Consider the following 14,437-nt stretch of genomic DNA (forward strand, 5'->3'; position numbering starts at 1 on the left):
CACTCCTTCGATCCGGGCTCGTGATCATCCTAGCCCCTGTCGATGAAAGGAGCGATCACGGCACGCGAGCGCAGACCCATGCACGCACCTCCCCTGCACCCACCAAACGCAGCGTCTCTGCAATCTCCAGCACGGTGCTGCCGGTGGTCATCACGTCGTCGACGATGGTCAGCCGCGCCGGTACGGTGCCTCGCACGTCGAAGGCGTCGAACAGGTTGTCACGACGCTGCTCGGCACTGCGTTCGGACTGCGGCGCGGTGTGGCGACGACGATACAGCCCGCGCCACGTCGGCAACTGCAGCAGGCGGCACAGTTCAGCGGCCTGGTCGTAGCCACGTTGACGCAGGCGCTTGCGGTGCAGCGGCACGGGTACCAGCGGCGCGCACGACCACGGCGGCGGATTGCGCAGCATCAACTGCGCAAGCAGGCGTCCGGCAGCCAGGTCCTGGTGGAACTTGTAGCGGACCAGCAGCTGATCGACCGGCGGCAGGTACAGCAGGCTGGCATGGGTTGCGGTCTGCGCTGGCGGCTCATCGCGGCAGGTCCCGCAGATGGGCAGGGCTTCATCCGGTAGCGGCAGCGCGCAGCGAAGGCAGGCGCGACCGGCCCACGGCAGCTCGGCGAGGCAGGCGGGGCAGAGATCGAGGGTGTCATGGCCGCGCTCGCTGCAGACCAGGCAGCGCAGGGGCAGCAGCAGGCGGAAGGCAGCCTGCAATGGTTCACCAAGGACAGAAGGCAGTGGGAGGCGCATGCCGCAGCATCGCCCTGCAGGCGCAGGCTGCCCATCGGCATATCCAGCGTATTCGCGTCAGGGAAGAGACTGATCCGTCTCTCCCACTTACTGGCTGGAGTCCTGAAAGTGACGGCAGTGTTTCCGTTTTCGCTTGGGAAACCGGTCCGTATCCACAGGCCCCTAGTTCCTCACCGTGCCGCTCGGTCTTCTGCAGCTAGGGCTATGCACATCGACCAGCGCCGTGCACGAAGCTCCGAACGGATCGACGTCAGGCACGCGCAAGCGCGATCCACCGGTAGCCGCAGTAAACGGCCCCTGCGGCCACGGGCGCCAGACTTATCCAGAGCGGCAGCCCGAGCACGAAAAACATCAGCGTGGCGGCAGCAAGCGCGAGGATCGACAGCCCGATCACCCTGATATCAAACAGCGCGATGTCCGCGGCGTCTTCTTTCCAGGTGTTTTGCGCCCGGCCCCTGCTGGCGCGCTGCCGACGCAGCAGCCATACATCGGAGACGAAGCTGGCTATCCCTTCCAACAGATCACCGATGAAGCCAGACATGGACGATCCCTGACGGCCGGATTGAAGGGGTAGATCTTCATGGCACGCGCGTTGGCCCGTCAAGCGATCGTTCCCGGGGCCCGGGGAGCCTATCCAGCTTGGTGGATCGTGGCATGCGCTGCTTGACAGGCAACCGGGATGTCCTGACTCTCCGCAGCATGACTATCGACGTTGAACACCTGAGCCTGCGCGAACTGAACGCCCTTGTGACTGCTGCCGAGCAGCGGAGGGCGCTGGTCGCCAGCCGCCGCCCGGTGGCCGTTGTCCGCCGCAAGCTGATCGCCTTCGCTGCGCAATGCGGTTACACGATCGAGGAACTGATCGGCACCGCGCCCGCCGAGGCCACGGCGCCGGCGAGAAAACCTGCCGCACGGCGCAAGCCCGGCAAGGTAGCCGCCAAGTACCGCGATCCGGACAACAAGCGCAACACGTGGTCGGGCCGCGGCCGGATGCCGCGCTGGCTTGCCGAGAAGACCAAGCATGGCCGCAGCCCCGCTGATTTCCTGATTCCCGGGCTGGGCCGGTCCGCCGCTCGCAAGACCAGCACGATCGGCCAGCGAACGGTCTTCAAACAAGGCTGACTGTAGACGCTGGACGCCCGGAGCGGACGCTGGCCGGCCGCTCACGGCGGCGTCTCATCGCTGAACCGTGCAGCCAGCGCACACGTTTCCGGGTCGGGCGGTGCATCCGCTGGTCTGCCTGCTGCGTACCTTCCATGCCCCCATGCCGGGGGCGGAAGTACTCAGGAGACGCACCATGCACGCTCTTCTTCAACGTATCGCCCTCACCGCCAGCCTTGCTGTGCTCTGCGGCACCGCCTCGGTCAGCTTTGCCGCTGACACGGTGATGGTCGGTGGCGCTGCGATGTACCCGAACAAAACCATCGTTGAGAACGCCCTCAACTCGAAGGATCACACCACGCTGGTCGCAGCCGTGAAGGCCGCCGGGCTGGTGGACACGCTCAATGGCAAAGGCCCGTTCACGGTCTTTGCGCCCACCAACGAGGCATTCGCCAAGTTGCCCGCAGGCACGGTCGACACCCTGGTCAAGCCGGAGCACAAGGCAGACCTGACGAAGATCCTGACCTACCACGTGGTTGCCGGTACCCACACCTCGCAGCAGCTGATGGCCGATGCAAAGAAACACGGCGGCACGGTGTCGCTGAAAACTGTGGAAGGCGAGCCGCTGACCGTGAAGCTGCACGACGGCGCGCTATGGGTGGTTGATGCCAAGGGCGGCAAGGCCGCTATCAGCATTGCCGATGTCAGGCAGTCCAATGGCGTGATCCACGTCGTGGACACGGTGCTGATGCCGAAGTGATCTGATGCGCCGGGCGGGCATTCAACGCAATGCCCCGCTCGGTGCATGGCTCGTGCACGCTGGCCGCTCTACTGCATCGTAGCGACAGCAGTTACCTGCAACGCGATCCAGCCGCTCACTCCTCGCCCAGTGCCACCGGCAACGGCACCTTGCGGATCAACTTGAGCGCGCGTCCTTTCAGCACGTAGAAGAACGCGAAGTTGCCGGTCCTTGCGTAGTTGTCGTCGAACTCCCCGCCCTCGGCCACTACCAGCGCGCTGTGCGGATCAACCTTGACCACCATCGGGCCGAGCTCTCCGCCCAGCGATGGCGTAGCCAGCTTGCCGCTGCGCTTGCTGATGAAGGTCATCGAAACACAACTGGTTCCGCAACCCCAGCCCACCAGCGTGTACTCGCCGGCAAAGCCGACCTCTCCGTCCTTCAGGGCTGCAGACAGGCGCGTCCTGAACATGCGGGCGCGTGGATCGCTGAGATCCAGCGATGCGGTTGGCCCGCTGTAGATCTTTGTCACGGGGTAGTCGGCGAACCTGGGATTGCCGCCTTCACCATTGAAGATCGCCTCGCGGATGCGTGCGTTTTCTGCGACCTGTGCGGCTGTCGGGCCAATGGAACTTGCGGCATCCGTGGTATCCGGGGCGCTTGTCTGCATCGCCTCCACCTGCATCGCCAAGCAAAGAGCCAGTCCTGCGCCGGCCATGGCCAGCAGGACGGTCAGCGATGTGCGACTTCTGAACATGCTCATCTCCTCAAGACACCCTATTGCTCTGCACATGCTTCAGCGGCAAGCGAACAGACTTGCACGACAGCGGCGACCTGCGGCGTTTCTTCCGCATGCCTGCAGTCCTGCAACCAGATCAATACGTGCTGCCCCACCTTGAGGTCGGTCTCCTCGATACCGCCGCCATAGACCGTCCACAGACCAGTGCCATCGTTGACGATAGTGCGGTGAACCAAGCCGGCTTTGGTCTGGACCGTCAGCCGGTGATTGTGGATCTTCACGATCTTCCCCGTCACCGAGGGCGGCGAGGGAGGAATGTCATCGCCATCGGCAGCCGGGAGCACGCACTGCGTCGTCGCCAGGGCGATGCCGGGAATGGGGGTCAGCATCAAGGCAGTGGCAATGGCCGTCGCCTGCAGCGCGTTCGCCGCCACGGCCTTCAGTACGGCGATCAATGGGTTGTTCATGGCAATCCTTTGCGTGAGCGCCCAGTCTAAACCTCGGATGCAATGTAAACTTATCAATATCCGTACCAGTTGACAGCTCGCCACGAGCCACCCAGACTGCGCCCTCGCTCCAGCCCTTCCAAGGTCCCGCCATGGCAACCGCCATCCGCCACGACTGGCACCACGACGAACTGCAGGCGCTGTTCGACCTGCCCTTCCCGGAACTGCTGTTCCGAGCCGCCGCGGTCCACCGCGAGCACTTCGACCCAGCCCAGGTACAGGTCTCCACGCTGCTGTCGGTGAAGACCGGTGGCTGCCCGGAAGACTGCGCGTACTGCCCGCAGGCGCAGCGCTACAGCACCGGAGTCAACGCGCAGAAGCTGATGGAGACCGACGCGGTACTGGCCAAGGCACGCCAGGCGAAGGCGGCCGGTGCTTCGCGTTTCTGCATGGGTGCGGCCTGGCGTTCGCCGAAGGACCGCGACATTCCCAAAGTGGCTGCGATGATCGCCGGAGTGAAGGCGCTGGGCCTGGAAACCTGCGCCACGCTGGGCATGCTCAGTGGCGAACAGGCGCGCGCGTTGAAGGACGCCGGCCTGGACTACTACAACCACAACCTCGATACCGCGCCGGACTACTACGACTCGATCATCCACACCCGGCAGTATCAGGATCGCCTGGATACGCTGGGCCATGTGCGCGATGCGGGGCTGAAGACCTGCTGCGGCGGCATCGTCGGCATGGGCGAAACGCGCGCGCAGCGGGTCGGCCTGCTGCTGGCGCTGGCCACCTTGCCGGCACATCCCGATTCGGTGCCGATCAACAAGCTGGTGCAGGTCGCCGGCACGCCGCTGCATGGCAGTGCCGAGCTGGACCCGTTCGAGTTCGTGCGCATGATCGCCGTGGCGCGCATCGCCATGCCGCGTTCGATGGTGCGGCTGTCGGCCGGCCGCGAAGCGATGAGTGACGAACTGCAGGCGCTGTGCTTCCTGGCCGGCGCCAACTCCATCTTCTATGGCGACACGCTGCTGACTACCGGCAACCCGGAGAGCGAGCGCGACATGGCCCTGTTCGCACGGTTGGGCCTGCAGCCGATGGCGGTGCAGGTAGACGCCGACGGTCACGACCATGGCGGCACCGTGCATGCCGATATCAGCGCCGATGCCCCCGGCTGCGGCTGCGCCCACGCGGCCTGAGCCGGCGGCCAAGCAGGCGTCGCGGCAACGCGCTACCCTAGCCGCCCCGTCGCCGCATCCAGCCGCCATGGCACGCCCCGACCTGACCGCCCGCCTCCAAGCCCAGCGCGCGTTGCGCGATGCACAAGGCCGTCGCCGCCCGCGGCGCACGGTCACCCGTCGCGATGGTGTGCGCCTGGAAGTCGATGGGCGCTGGCTGACCGGCTTCTGCAGCAACGATTACCTGGGCCTGGCCCAGCAGTTCAGTGTGGTCAACGCACTGCAGGATGCCGCCGCGCGCGAAGGTGCTGGCGCCGGTGCTTCGCACCTGGTCTGCGGCCACCACGCGCTGCATGACGCATTGGAGCGCGAAGTGGCCGAGTGGCTCGGTTACCCGCGTGCGCTGCTGTTCGGCAGTGGCTTCGCCGCCAACCTGGCCGTACAGCAGGCGCTGCTGAGCGAAGAGAACGATGTCTGCGTGCAGGACAAGCTCAACCACGCCAGTCTGCTCGATGCCACGCGGCTGGCCGGCGCGCGCCTACGCCGCTACCCGCACCTGGACGCGGAAGGTGCGATGCGCCAGCTCAAGCATGCGCCCGATGGCGCGGCGATGCTGGCCACCGATGGTGTCTTCAGCATGGATGGCGATATCGCGCCGCTGCGTGCGCTGTCGCTGGTCGCGCGCCTGCAGCAGGCGTTGTTCTACGTGGACGATGCGCATGGCGTGGGCGTGCTTGGCGATGGCCGTGGCGCGGTCGCCACCGCCGGCCTGGGCGTGGACGATGTGCCGCTGCAGCTGGTCACCCTGGGCAAGGCGCTCGGCGGTTCCGGCGCGCTGGTGCTCGGCCGCGAAGACCTGATCGAGCATCTGGCCGAAACCGCACGCCCCTACATCTACACCACCGCCATGGCGCCGGCATTGGCGGCATCCGCGCTGGAAGCGGTGCGGCTGGCCCGACGCGATCATTGGCGGCGCGCGAAGCTGGCCGATCTGATTGCACTGTTCCGCGGCGAAGCGCGCCGTCACGGGCTGGATCTGATGGCATCGGAAACGCCGATCCAGCCGTTGCTCTGTGGCGACGACCACACCGCCGTGGCGATGTCGCAGGCGCTGGAGCAGGCCGGCTGGCTGGTCGGCGCGATCCGCCCACCGACCGTGCCGGAGGGCAAGGCGCGCCTGCGCGTCACCTTGTCCGCCCTGCACACCACCGAACAGGTGCGCGGTCTGGTCGAAGCCATCGCCGTTGCACGCGACCGCGTGGCCTTTGCCGCGCGCGAAGTACTGCCACCGTCGTTGCCGGCGCTGGCCTGAGTGATTGCGTAGTTCCCCCATGCATATCGAAGTGACCGGCCATGGGCCGGACCTGGTACTGATTCACGGCTGGGCCCTGCAGGGCGGCGTATTTGCGCCGCTGGTGCAGCGTCTGGCCGATCGGTTCACGCTGCATCTGGTCGACCTGCCCGGCCACGGCCACAGCCGAGACGACAGCACGCCGCTGCGTCTGCCGTTCGTGGTCAACGCCATTGCCGCGGTCACGCCGCCAGCGGTGTGGTGCGGCTGGTCACTGGGCGGCCTGTTCGCACTGCACGCGGCGGCCACGCTGCCGAAGGTTCGTGGTCTGGCGATGATCGCCGCCACGCCGCGCTTCGTGCGCGCTGATGACTGGCCGCCCGCCGTGGAGCCATCGGTGTTCGAGCAGTTCGGTCGTGACCTCGCGCAGGACTTCAGTGGCACCCTGGAACGTTTCCTGGCACTGGACGTGATGGGTTCGGCGCATGCCCGCGAGGAACTGCGCACCCTGCGCCAGCGTCTGGTCGAACGCGGTGCGCCTACCGAGCGCGCACTTCGCGAGGGCCTGCAGCTGCTGGAGAACACCGACCTGCGCGGCGCCCTGCCCGCACTGGGCAAGCCCAGCCTGTGGATTGCCGGCCAGCGTGACCGCCTGGTCTCTCCCGCTGCCATGCAGGCCGCTGCCGCGCTGGCACCGGGCGGGCAGTCGCTGACCGTCGCCCACGGCGGCCACGCCCCCTTCCTCGGCCATGCCGACGAAGTGGCAGCCGCCCTGCAACACTTCGTTGCCGGCCTGTCACCGGCCGATGGCGGACAATGAGCCTCCCAACGTTTCTGCAGGACTGACGCATGGATCTGGGCATTTCCGGCCGCTGGGCACTGGTCTGCGGCGCCAGCAAGGGGCTTGGCCTGGGCTGCGCGCGTGCGCTGGTGCGCGAAGGCGTGAACGTGGTCATCGTCGCCCGCGGCGACGCTGCGCTGCAGGCTGCGGCTGAAGAACTGCGCACGCTGCCCGGTGCCGCTGAAGTACGCGCGATTGCTGCCGACGTCACCACCGAGGCGGGCCGCGCCCACGCGCTGGCCGCCTGCCCGCAGGTCGACATCCTGGTGACCAACGCCGGTGGCCCGCCGCCGGGCGACTTCCGCACGTTTGAGCGCGAGGACTGGATCGCTGCGCTGGACGCCAACATGCTGGCGCCGATCGCGCTGATCCGCGCCACCGTGGACGCGATGATCGAACGCGGCTTCGGCCGCATCGTCAACATCACCTCGTCATCGGTGAAGGCACCCATCGATACGCTGGCCCTGTCCAACGGCGCGCGCAGCGGCCTGACCGGCTTCGTCGCCGGGCTGGCGCGGCGCACCGTCGCCCACAACGTCACCATCAACAATCTGCTGCCCGGCCAGTTCGATACCGACCGCCTGCGCGCCAACTTCGCCCACGCCGCGGGGCAGGATGGTGATGCGCAGGCTGTGGCCGAACGCCGCCGCCAGCAGATCCCCGCCGGCCGCTTCGGTACGCCGGACGAATTCGGCGCCGCCTGCGCCTTCCTGTGCAGTGCGCAGGCGGCTTACCTCACCGGACAGAACCTGCTGATCGATGGCGGCGCCTACCCTGGTACGTTCTAAGAGACTTCTGCAATGCCGTCCCATTTCGATGCCCGCCATGTCCGTCGCGCTTTTGCCCGCGCCGCCAGCAGCTACGATGCTGCCGCCGCCCTGCAGCGCGAGGTGCAGTCGCGGCTGCTGGAATCGCTGGATTACCTGGAGGCGCGCAAGCCGGAGGTGGTGCTGGATATCGGCGCCGGCACCGGCCATGCCAGCGCGCTGATGAAGAAGCGCTGGCCGAAGGCGCAGGTGATCGCGCTGGACGTGGCACTGCCGATGCTGGACCAGGCCAAGCGCCAGGCTGGCTGGTGGAAGCCGTTCCAGCGCCTGGCCGCCGATGCCACCGCCCTGCCGTTGGCCGACAACAGCGTCGATGTGATCTTCAGCAACCTGTGCCTGCAGTGGGTGGACGACCTGCCGGCGGTGTTCGCCGGTTTCCGCCGCGTGCTCAAGCCCGGTGGGCTGCTGCTGTGTTCAACCTTCGGGCCGGACACGCTGGTCGAGCTCAATGAAGCCTTCGCCGCCGCCGATGACCGCCCGCATGTCAGCCGCTTCGCGCAGATCGCCCAGTTCGGCGATGCGCTGATGATGGCCGGCTTCCGCGACCCGGTACTCGACCGCGACCTGTTCACCCTCACCTACGACGATCTGCCTTCGTTGATGCGCGAGCTGCGTGCGATGGGCGCGACCAACGCGCGGGTCGATCGCCGCCATACGTTGACCGGTCGCGGTCGGTTTGCAGCGGCAGCAGCGGCGTACGAACCGATGCGCCGTGACGATGGCAAGCTGCCCAGCAGCTGGGAAGTGATCTACGCCCATGCCTGGGCACCCGACCCGGGCGCACCGATCCGCGAAGGCGGCCATGACATTGCTTCGGTGCCGGTGTCGGCGATCCCGATCCGGCGCAAGCAGACCTGATCGAGCGGCCGCAGGTCATGCGCCGACCAAGGTCGGCGACTACCGATTCATGCACGGAATCTGCTCTGGTAGGTGCCAACCTTGGTCGGCGCTGTACTTCCCGTGCCGACCAGGGTCGGCAACTACCAACAGCAGGTCCGTGCTCAGGTATTGGCCGGTGAACTCAGCGGCGGCCGCACAAGATCACGGTGGAAGAAGTAGATCTCCTGCACCAGGAAGCGCCAGCTGGTATGGAAGCTGCGGAAGCGCGTGCTCGGCGTGGACGACGCCAACGCCTGGATGCCCAGCGCCTTGCTCAGGCGCAGCGCGCGCGCCATGTGCAGCGGGTCGCTGACGATGATCACCGAATGCAGCTTGCGCTGGTCCATCAGCCGCTTGGCCTCGACCAGGTTCTGCACGGTATTGCGCGAGGCGGTCTCGATGAGGATCGCGTCATCGGGAATGCCGTGCTTGAGCGCATAGCGGCGGGCCACCTGCGATTCCGAGAAGCGCGCGCCGCTGCCGCCATAGCCACCGGTGAAGATCAGCAGTGGCGCGTAGCCGGCGTCGTACAGATCCAGGCCGTGGCGGATGCGTTCTTCAAATACCGGCGACGGCTTGGCATCGTAGGCCGCCGCGCCAAGCACGATGATCGCGTCCGCCTTGGCCGCCTGGTCGCGTTCGCCGACCCAGACGATCCAGGCGGTCACGCCCAGCAGCCAGATCACCAGCAATACGAACAACCGCCACAACCAACCGAGCAGGCCGGTGCGTTCGCGATGGCGGCCGCGGCTCATGACGCTCCCCAACGCAGGGCAGGCAGATCGACATTGCCACCGGACAGCACCAGCCCCACGCGCAGGCCGGCGAAGCGCGCAGGCTGCGCAAGCACCGCCGCCAGCACGATCGCCGAGGACGGTTCGACCACCTGCTTGAGCACGTCCCACAGCAGGCGCATCGCCGCCACGGTGGCGGCATCGTCAACCACGATGACCTCCGCGCCCGCAGATTGCAGCAGCGCGAAGTTGGGTGCGCCGATCAGCGTACGCAGTCCGTCGCAGATCGTGTCCGGGGTAAATGCCTCCTGCCGCTTGCCAGCCGCCAGCGAACGGGCGGTGTCGTCGGCACCGGCCGGTTCGGCCAGCACCAGCCGGGTGCCCGGACTGGCGTGCTGCAGGGCCAACGCGGTGCCACTGGCCAGGCCACCGCCGCCCACCGGCACCACCAGCACGTCGAACGGACCCTCGCTGTGCAGCAGCTCCAGCGCCGCCGTGCCCTGCCCGGCCATCACCGCGGGATTCGTATAGGGATGGACCAGAGTGGCGCCGGTATCAGCCTGCACCTTGGCGCAGGTGGCCTCGCGGTCAGCGATGGTCGCCGGGCAGCGCCAGAGGGTGGCGCCATGCCGGGCAATGTTGGCCAGCTTGGCGGCCACCGCCCCTTCGGGCACCACCACGTGGCAGGGAATGCCCCGTGTGCGGGCAGCCAGCGCCAAGGCGGCGCCGTGGTTGCCGGAGGAATGGGTCACCACACCGGCACTGGCGTGATCGGCATCCAGCGACCACACCGCATTGCAGGCGCCACGGAACTTGAACGCGCCACCCCGCTGCAGGTGCTCGGCCTTGAACGCCAGTCGCGCACCAGCCAATGCGTCCAGCGTGCGCGAGCGCAGCACCGGGGTCACGCTGGCATGGGGCGCTATCCGCGCAGCGGCGGCAAGGACGTCATCAGCGCGGGGCAACAGTGAATCGCTCATGACGCAAGATTAACGTATGCCTCCGCGCTGGCGAGGGCGCCATCGGTCATGCCAGCATGCTGGCGTACACCGCCATTCATCCTGAGCGGTGGAGTTAAGGGCTGATTCAACGCTGGCGGCTGAAGCTGCCTGCATACCCGTCCTCTGGGGGGACCCATCATGAAAACGCGCCTGATGCTTGCCGGTGGCCTGTTGCTGGCCCTGACCGGTTGCACCACTTACGACTATGTCGGTGGCCGCAGCGGTGGTTACTACCACGGTGCGCCGTCGGTGGAGTACCGCTACCCCAATGGTTACCCCTATGACGCCGGCTACCCGTATTACGGTGGCTATGGCGGCTACGGCGGTGGCTATTACGGCTACGGCGGCCCGTACTACCAGCGGCCGATCTACCGCCCGCCGCACAACAACCACCGCCCGCCGCCGCGTCCGGGCAATGGCGGCGAGAACCGTCCGCCACCGCCGCCGCGCCAGAACAATGGCGGCTCGCCCTGGCGCAACATGGATTCAATGCGTCGTCCGGCGCAGCCCGCGCAGCGGGTAGAGCGCCCGTCGCCGCCGCCGCAGGCACGACCGGCTCCGGCTCCGCGTGCGCCGAGGATGAACAGTTCCCCCTGGCGTGCGATGGATCAAGAGAGATAGCTCACAGTTGCGGCTGTTCCGTCTTGCATTTCACACGGTCCAAGCCTCAATCTACGCAGGTGGTGACGGCCCGCGTCACAAAGTGACAAAAACGTTAAGGGCACGTCCCAAACAGCTCTGCGTCGATATCCGACAGGAACATCTGGATCCCCCCTGTTCCGGCCCTGTCGGATGTCGGCACCTTTGAAGACGAACGGCCCCGCACTGCGGGGCCGTTTGTTGTTGGGGACGCCGCAACGGCATCCACGCATGGCGTGGATCTACCTGGACACTGCGCGCGGGGGCCGTTTTCACGCCATGTCTGGTCGCAGCCCGGGACAGTAGATCCACGCCATGCGTGGATGACGCTTTCCCGGAAGCCAAAAAAACAGGGCCGGACAGTCCCCCGACTGCCGGCCCCTCTGCTTCCCCACCGTGCGCCTGTACCGGCCCCTGTTCCAATTCCGGTCACCAGCGCCTGCGGCGCCAGCCACGGTGGGTGCTATTGGGTTATCTGCAAATATCCTGCCAACTTTAGGGTTGATTTCGACTCCAGCCGACCGGCGCCGACGCCCCTGCCCCGATTGGCGCTAAAATCGCCACCCCGGCACGGCCCCCGGCCGCGCCTGCCCCTTGCTGAACAGCCTCCATGATCGATTCCTTCCATCGTTACGACGTCATCGTCATCGGCGGCGGCCACGCCGGCACCGAGGCCGCGCTGGCTGCGGCCCGTACCGGCGTGCGCACCCTGTTGCTGACCCACAACATCGAAACGGTGGGGGCGATGAGCTGCAACCCGGCCATCGGTGGCATCGGCAAGGGCCATCTGGTCAAGGAAATCGACGCCCTTGGCGGTGCGATGGCGCATGCCGCCGACCGCGCCGGCATCCAGTGGCGCACGCTCAATGCCTCCAAGGGCCCGGCCGTGCGCGCCACCCGCTGCCAGGCCGACCGCAACCTGTACCGCATGGCGATACGCGCCATCGTCGAAGGCCAGGCCAACCTGACCGTGTTCCAGGCGGCGGTGGATGACCTGGTCATCGAGGGCGACCACGTGCGCGGGGTCATCACCCAGACCGGCCTGCGTTTCGACGCCGAGGCCGTGGTGCTGACCGCCGGCACCTTCCTGGCCGGCAAGATCCATGTCGGCCCGACCCAGTACGCCGCTGGCCGCATGGGCGACCCGCCGGCCACCACGCTGGCCGCGCGCCTGCGCGAGAGGCCGTTCCAGGTGGACCGCCTGAAGACCGGCACGCCGCCGCGCATCGACGGCCGTTCGCTGGACTACAGCGTGATGGACGAACAGCCCGGCGACACGCCGCGCCCGGTGATGTCCTTCCTTGGCTCGGTGGATGAGCATCCGCAGCAGGTCAGCTGCTGGATCACCCACACCAGCGAGCAGACCCACCAGATCATCCGCGATGCCCTGCACCGCTCGCCGCTGTACAGCGGCCAGATCGAAGGCATCGGCCCGCGCTACTGCCCGTCCATCGAAGACAAGGTGGTGCGCTTCGCCGAGAAGGCCAGCCACCAGATCTTCGTCGAGCCGGAAGGCCTGGGCATCGTCGAGATCTATCCCAACGGCATTTCCACCTCGCTGCCGTTCGACGTGCAGCTGGAGATGGTGCGCAGTATCCGCGGCTTCCAGAACGCGCACATCACCCGCCCCGGCTATGCCATCGAGTACGACTTCTTCGATCCACGCGGGCTGAAGGCCTCGCTGGAAACCAAGCTGGTCAACGGCCTGTTCTTCGCCGGACAGATCAACGGCACCACCGGTTACGAAGAGGCTGCCGCACAGGGCCTGCTGGCCGGCCTCAATGCCGCTCGCCAGGTGCGTGGCCTGGAGGGCTGGTGCCCGCGTCGCGACGAAGCCTACCTCGGCGTGCTGGTGGATGACCTGATCACCCACGGCACCAACGAGCCGTACCGCATGTTCACCAGCCGCGCCGAATACCGCCTGCAGCTGCGCGAAGACAATGCCGACCAGCGCCTGACCCCGGCCGGCCGCGACATGGGCCTGGTGGATGACCGCCGCTGGCGTGCCTTCGAGACCAAGCAGGCCGCCGTGGCCGCCGAGCGCACCCGCCTGGGCGCGCTGTGGGCCACGCCGGCCAATGCGCTGGGCCGCGAAGTACAGGAAACGCTCGGCGTGGCAGTCAGCCGCGAAACCAACGTGCTGGACCTGATCAAGCGCCCGGAACTGGATTACGCGCAGCTGATGCAGGTGCCCTCGCTCGGCCCGGCCGTGGCCGATGGCAAGGTGGCCGAGCAGGTGGAGATCGGGGTGAAGTACGCCGGTTACCTGGATCGCCAGCGCGAGGAGATCGAGCGCCAGCAGCGGCATGAAGCAACGCCGATTGCCGGCGATTTCGACTACGCCATCGTGCGTGGGTTGTCGGCTGAAGCGCTGCAGAAGCTGGAACGCGTGCGACCGCAGACCATCGGCCAGGCACAGCGCATTCCCGGCATGACCCCGGCAGCGATCTCGCTGCTGCTGGTGCACCTGGAACGCGCGCGGCGCGGACGCGTGGCGTAACGCGGGATCGGCAAATGCCATCCACGCATGGCGTGGATCTACTCGCGGTCCGATCTGGTAGGTGTCGACCTTGGTCGACACGGATGCATGAAGCATCCCGGTCGCTGCAGGTGCCCGCAGGGTCGGCATCGGCAGAGCGCGTATCATCGTCGTGTCAGCCCCACCTGGAGACACCAATGACCCCGCTGCGCCCTTTCCGCGACAAGATGCCGGTACTCGGCCAGCGCGTGTATGTCGATCCGGCCTGCACCATCATCGGTGATGTCGAGCTGGCCGATGACGTGTCGGTCTGGCCGGGCACGGTCATCCGCGGCGACGTCAATTTCGTCCGCATCGGTGCACGCACCAATGTGCAGGACGGCACCATCATCCACGTCAGCCACCACAGCCCGTACAACAAGGCGGGCTACCCGACCCTGATCGGCGAAGGCGTGACTGTCGGCCATGGTTGCATCATCCATGCCTGCAGCATCGGCGATTACAGCCTGATCGGCATGGGCGCGTGCATCCTCGACGGTGCCCGGGTCGAGCGCCATGGCTTCGTCGGTGCCGGCGCCGTGGTCGGCCCCGGCAAGGTGGTGGGCGAAGGCGAACTGTGGGTGGGCAACCCCGCCCGTCCGGCGCGCACGCTCAGCGACAAGGAGATCGAGGCGCTGCATTATTCGGCCGACCACTACGTGCGGCTGAAGGACGAGTACCTGGGCTGAGCCCGCATCGCCAATGGCCGGGCTCTGCTAAAGTCTGGGCCCGACCAGGAACCGTCGAGACCCCCAT

Annotated in this window: 16 protein-coding genes; 10 read left to right on the top strand and 6 right to left on the bottom strand. The window is 67.1% G+C overall.

Annotated elements, in window-relative coordinates; genetic code table 11:
• Positions 1 to 55: 55 nt before the first annotated feature.
• Together QP457_RS20405 and QP457_RS20410 are read right to left on the bottom strand one after the other, a co-directional pair.
• Positions 56 to 751 carry a ComF family protein gene (locus QP457_RS20405; protein WP_205404485.1) on the bottom strand — a complete coding sequence of 232 codons (696 nt, stop codon included), beginning with the start codon at positions 749 to 751 and terminating at the stop codon, positions 56 to 58.
• 250 nt (positions 752 to 1,001) lie between these two features.
• Positions 1,002 to 1,292, bottom strand: coding sequence for a hypothetical protein (locus QP457_RS20410; RefSeq protein ID WP_205404486.1), 291 nt, complete (start codon positions 1,290 to 1,292; stop codon positions 1,002 to 1,004).
• A 101-nt stretch (positions 1,293 to 1,393) separates the two neighbouring features.
• On the opposite strand from QP457_RS20410, the gene QP457_RS20415 reads away from it, so the two are divergent.
• Together QP457_RS20415 and QP457_RS20420 are read left to right on the top strand one after the other, a co-directional pair.
• Positions 1,394 to 1,873, top strand: coding sequence for an H-NS histone family protein (locus QP457_RS20415; RefSeq protein WP_286041639.1), 480 nt, complete (start codon positions 1,394 to 1,396; stop codon positions 1,871 to 1,873).
• Between the two features lie 175 nt (positions 1,874 to 2,048).
• Positions 2,049 to 2,612, top strand: a complete 564-nt coding sequence (locus QP457_RS20420) for a fasciclin domain-containing protein (RefSeq protein ID WP_100553928.1) — start codon at positions 2,049 to 2,051, stop codon at positions 2,610 to 2,612.
• Positions 2,613 to 2,727: 115 nt separating this feature from the next.
• On the opposite strand, the gene QP457_RS20425 is transcribed toward QP457_RS20420, so the two are convergent.
• Both QP457_RS20425 and QP457_RS20430 read right to left on the bottom strand, forming a co-directional pair.
• Entirely contained in the window at positions 2,728 to 3,348 is a 621-nt protein-coding gene (locus QP457_RS20425; RefSeq protein WP_205404487.1) for a hypothetical protein, read from the bottom strand.
• 20 nt (positions 3,349 to 3,368) lie between these two features.
• Positions 3,369 to 3,797, bottom strand: a complete 429-nt coding sequence (locus tag QP457_RS20430) for a hypothetical protein (protein ID WP_205404488.1) — start codon at positions 3,795 to 3,797, stop codon at positions 3,369 to 3,371.
• Positions 3,798 to 3,928: 131 nt separating this feature from the next.
• Between QP457_RS20430 and bioB the strand changes: the two genes are divergently transcribed.
• The 5 genes from bioB to bioC all read left to right on the top strand — a co-directional run bounded on the left by bioB (position 3,929) and on the right by bioC (position 8,768).
• Entirely contained in the window at positions 3,929 to 4,972 is a 1,044-nt protein-coding gene (gene bioB / locus QP457_RS20435; protein ID WP_205404489.1) for a biotin synthase BioB, read from the top strand.
• 67 nt (positions 4,973 to 5,039) lie between these two features.
• On the top strand, positions 5,040 to 6,263 hold the full coding sequence (gene bioF, locus QP457_RS20440; protein WP_100553932.1) for an 8-amino-7-oxononanoate synthase: 1,224 nt from the start codon (positions 5,040 to 5,042) through the stop codon (positions 6,261 to 6,263).
• 19 nt (positions 6,264 to 6,282) lie between these two features.
• Positions 6,283 to 7,062: a pimeloyl-ACP methyl ester esterase BioH gene (bioH, locus tag QP457_RS20445; RefSeq protein ID WP_205404490.1), complete on the top strand. Its 780-nt coding sequence runs from the start codon at positions 6,283 to 6,285 to the stop codon at positions 7,060 to 7,062.
• A 29-nt stretch (positions 7,063 to 7,091) separates the two neighbouring features.
• The gene (locus tag QP457_RS20450) at positions 7,092 to 7,871 is read left to right on the top strand and encodes an SDR family oxidoreductase (protein WP_205404491.1); all 780 of its coding nucleotides are present in this window, start codon (positions 7,092 to 7,094) and stop codon (positions 7,869 to 7,871) included.
• Positions 7,872 to 7,883: 12 nt separating this feature from the next.
• On the top strand, positions 7,884 to 8,768 hold the full coding sequence (bioC, locus tag QP457_RS20455; protein ID WP_099819814.1) for a malonyl-ACP O-methyltransferase BioC: 885 nt from the start codon (positions 7,884 to 7,886) through the stop codon (positions 8,766 to 8,768).
• 143 nt (positions 8,769 to 8,911) lie between these two features.
• Here the strand turns inward: bioC and QP457_RS20460 are convergent, their stop codons facing one another.
• Both QP457_RS20460 and QP457_RS20465 read right to left on the bottom strand, forming a co-directional pair.
• A complete protein-coding gene (locus tag QP457_RS20460) occupies positions 8,912 to 9,544 on the bottom strand; it encodes a YdcF family protein (protein WP_180165076.1) in 633 nt (210 codons plus the stop codon).
• The gene (locus tag QP457_RS20465; RefSeq protein ID WP_205404492.1) at positions 9,541 to 10,503 is read right to left on the bottom strand and encodes a pyridoxal-phosphate dependent enzyme; all 963 of its coding nucleotides are present in this window, start codon (positions 10,501 to 10,503) and stop codon (positions 9,541 to 9,543) included. Before QP457_RS20465 ends, QP457_RS20460 begins: the two co-directional genes overlap by 4 nt.
• Before the next feature lie 159 nt (positions 10,504 to 10,662).
• On the opposite strand from QP457_RS20465, the gene QP457_RS20470 reads away from it, so the two are divergent.
• The 3 genes from QP457_RS20470 to QP457_RS20480 all read left to right on the top strand — a co-directional run bounded on the left by QP457_RS20470 (position 10,663) and on the right by QP457_RS20480 (position 14,370).
• Entirely contained in the window at positions 10,663 to 11,145 is a 483-nt protein-coding gene (locus tag QP457_RS20470; RefSeq protein ID WP_180165072.1) for a hypothetical protein, read from the top strand.
• Positions 11,146 to 11,773: 628 nt separating this feature from the next.
• Positions 11,774 to 13,663 (top strand): tRNA uridine-5-carboxymethylaminomethyl(34) synthesis enzyme MnmG, encoded by a 1,890-nt coding sequence (gene mnmG, locus QP457_RS20475; protein WP_205404493.1) that lies wholly within the window; start codon positions 11,774 to 11,776, stop codon positions 13,661 to 13,663.
• A gap of 176 nt (positions 13,664 to 13,839) precedes the next feature.
• Positions 13,840 to 14,370 (top strand): gamma carbonic anhydrase family protein, encoded by a 531-nt coding sequence (locus QP457_RS20480; RefSeq protein ID WP_205404494.1) that lies wholly within the window; start codon positions 13,840 to 13,842, stop codon positions 14,368 to 14,370.
• Positions 14,371 to 14,437: the final 67 nt, after the last annotated feature.

Source organism: Stenotrophomonas sp. As-7 (genome assembly GCF_030291015.1).
GTDB classification, from domain to species: domain Bacteria; phylum Pseudomonadota; class Gammaproteobacteria; order Xanthomonadales; family Xanthomonadaceae; genus Stenotrophomonas; species Stenotrophomonas lactitubi.

Excerpts from the sequence above, each read along its gene's own strand:
- QP457_RS20405 (WP_205404485.1), bottom strand. The coding sequence starts at position 751 with ATGCGCCTCCCACTGCCTTCTGTCCTTGGTGAACCATTGCAGGCTGCC.
- QP457_RS20410 (WP_205404486.1), bottom strand. The coding sequence starts at position 1,292 with ATGTCTGGCTTCATCGGTGATCTGTTGGAAGGGATAGCCAGCTTCGTC.
- QP457_RS20420 (WP_100553928.1), top strand. The coding sequence starts at position 2,049 with ATGCACGCTCTTCTTCAACGTATCGCCCTCACCGCCAGCCTTGCTGTG.
- QP457_RS20425 (WP_205404487.1), bottom strand. The coding sequence starts at position 3,348 with ATGTTCAGAAGTCGCACATCGCTGACCGTCCTGCTGGCCATGGCCGGC.
- QP457_RS20430 (WP_205404488.1), bottom strand. The coding sequence starts at position 3,797 with ATGAACAACCCATTGATCGCCGTACTGAAGGCCGTGGCGGCGAACGCG.
- bioB (WP_205404489.1), top strand. The coding sequence starts at position 3,929 with ATGGCAACCGCCATCCGCCACGACTGGCACCACGACGAACTGCAGGCG.
- bioF (WP_100553932.1), top strand. The coding sequence starts at position 5,040 with ATGGCACGCCCCGACCTGACCGCCCGCCTCCAAGCCCAGCGCGCGTTG.
- bioH (WP_205404490.1), top strand. The coding sequence starts at position 6,283 with ATGCATATCGAAGTGACCGGCCATGGGCCGGACCTGGTACTGATTCAC.
- QP457_RS20450 (WP_205404491.1), top strand. The coding sequence starts at position 7,092 with ATGGATCTGGGCATTTCCGGCCGCTGGGCACTGGTCTGCGGCGCCAGC.
- bioC (WP_099819814.1), top strand. The coding sequence starts at position 7,884 with ATGCCGTCCCATTTCGATGCCCGCCATGTCCGTCGCGCTTTTGCCCGC.
- QP457_RS20460 (WP_180165076.1), bottom strand. The coding sequence starts at position 9,544 with ATGAGCCGCGGCCGCCATCGCGAACGCACCGGCCTGCTCGGTTGGTTG.
- QP457_RS20465 (WP_205404492.1), bottom strand. The coding sequence starts at position 10,503 with ATGAGCGATTCACTGTTGCCCCGCGCTGATGACGTCCTTGCCGCCGCT.
- QP457_RS20470 (WP_180165072.1), top strand. The coding sequence starts at position 10,663 with ATGAAAACGCGCCTGATGCTTGCCGGTGGCCTGTTGCTGGCCCTGACC.
- mnmG (WP_205404493.1), top strand. The coding sequence starts at position 11,774 with ATGATCGATTCCTTCCATCGTTACGACGTCATCGTCATCGGCGGCGGC.
- QP457_RS20480 (WP_205404494.1), top strand. The coding sequence starts at position 13,840 with ATGACCCCGCTGCGCCCTTTCCGCGACAAGATGCCGGTACTCGGCCAG.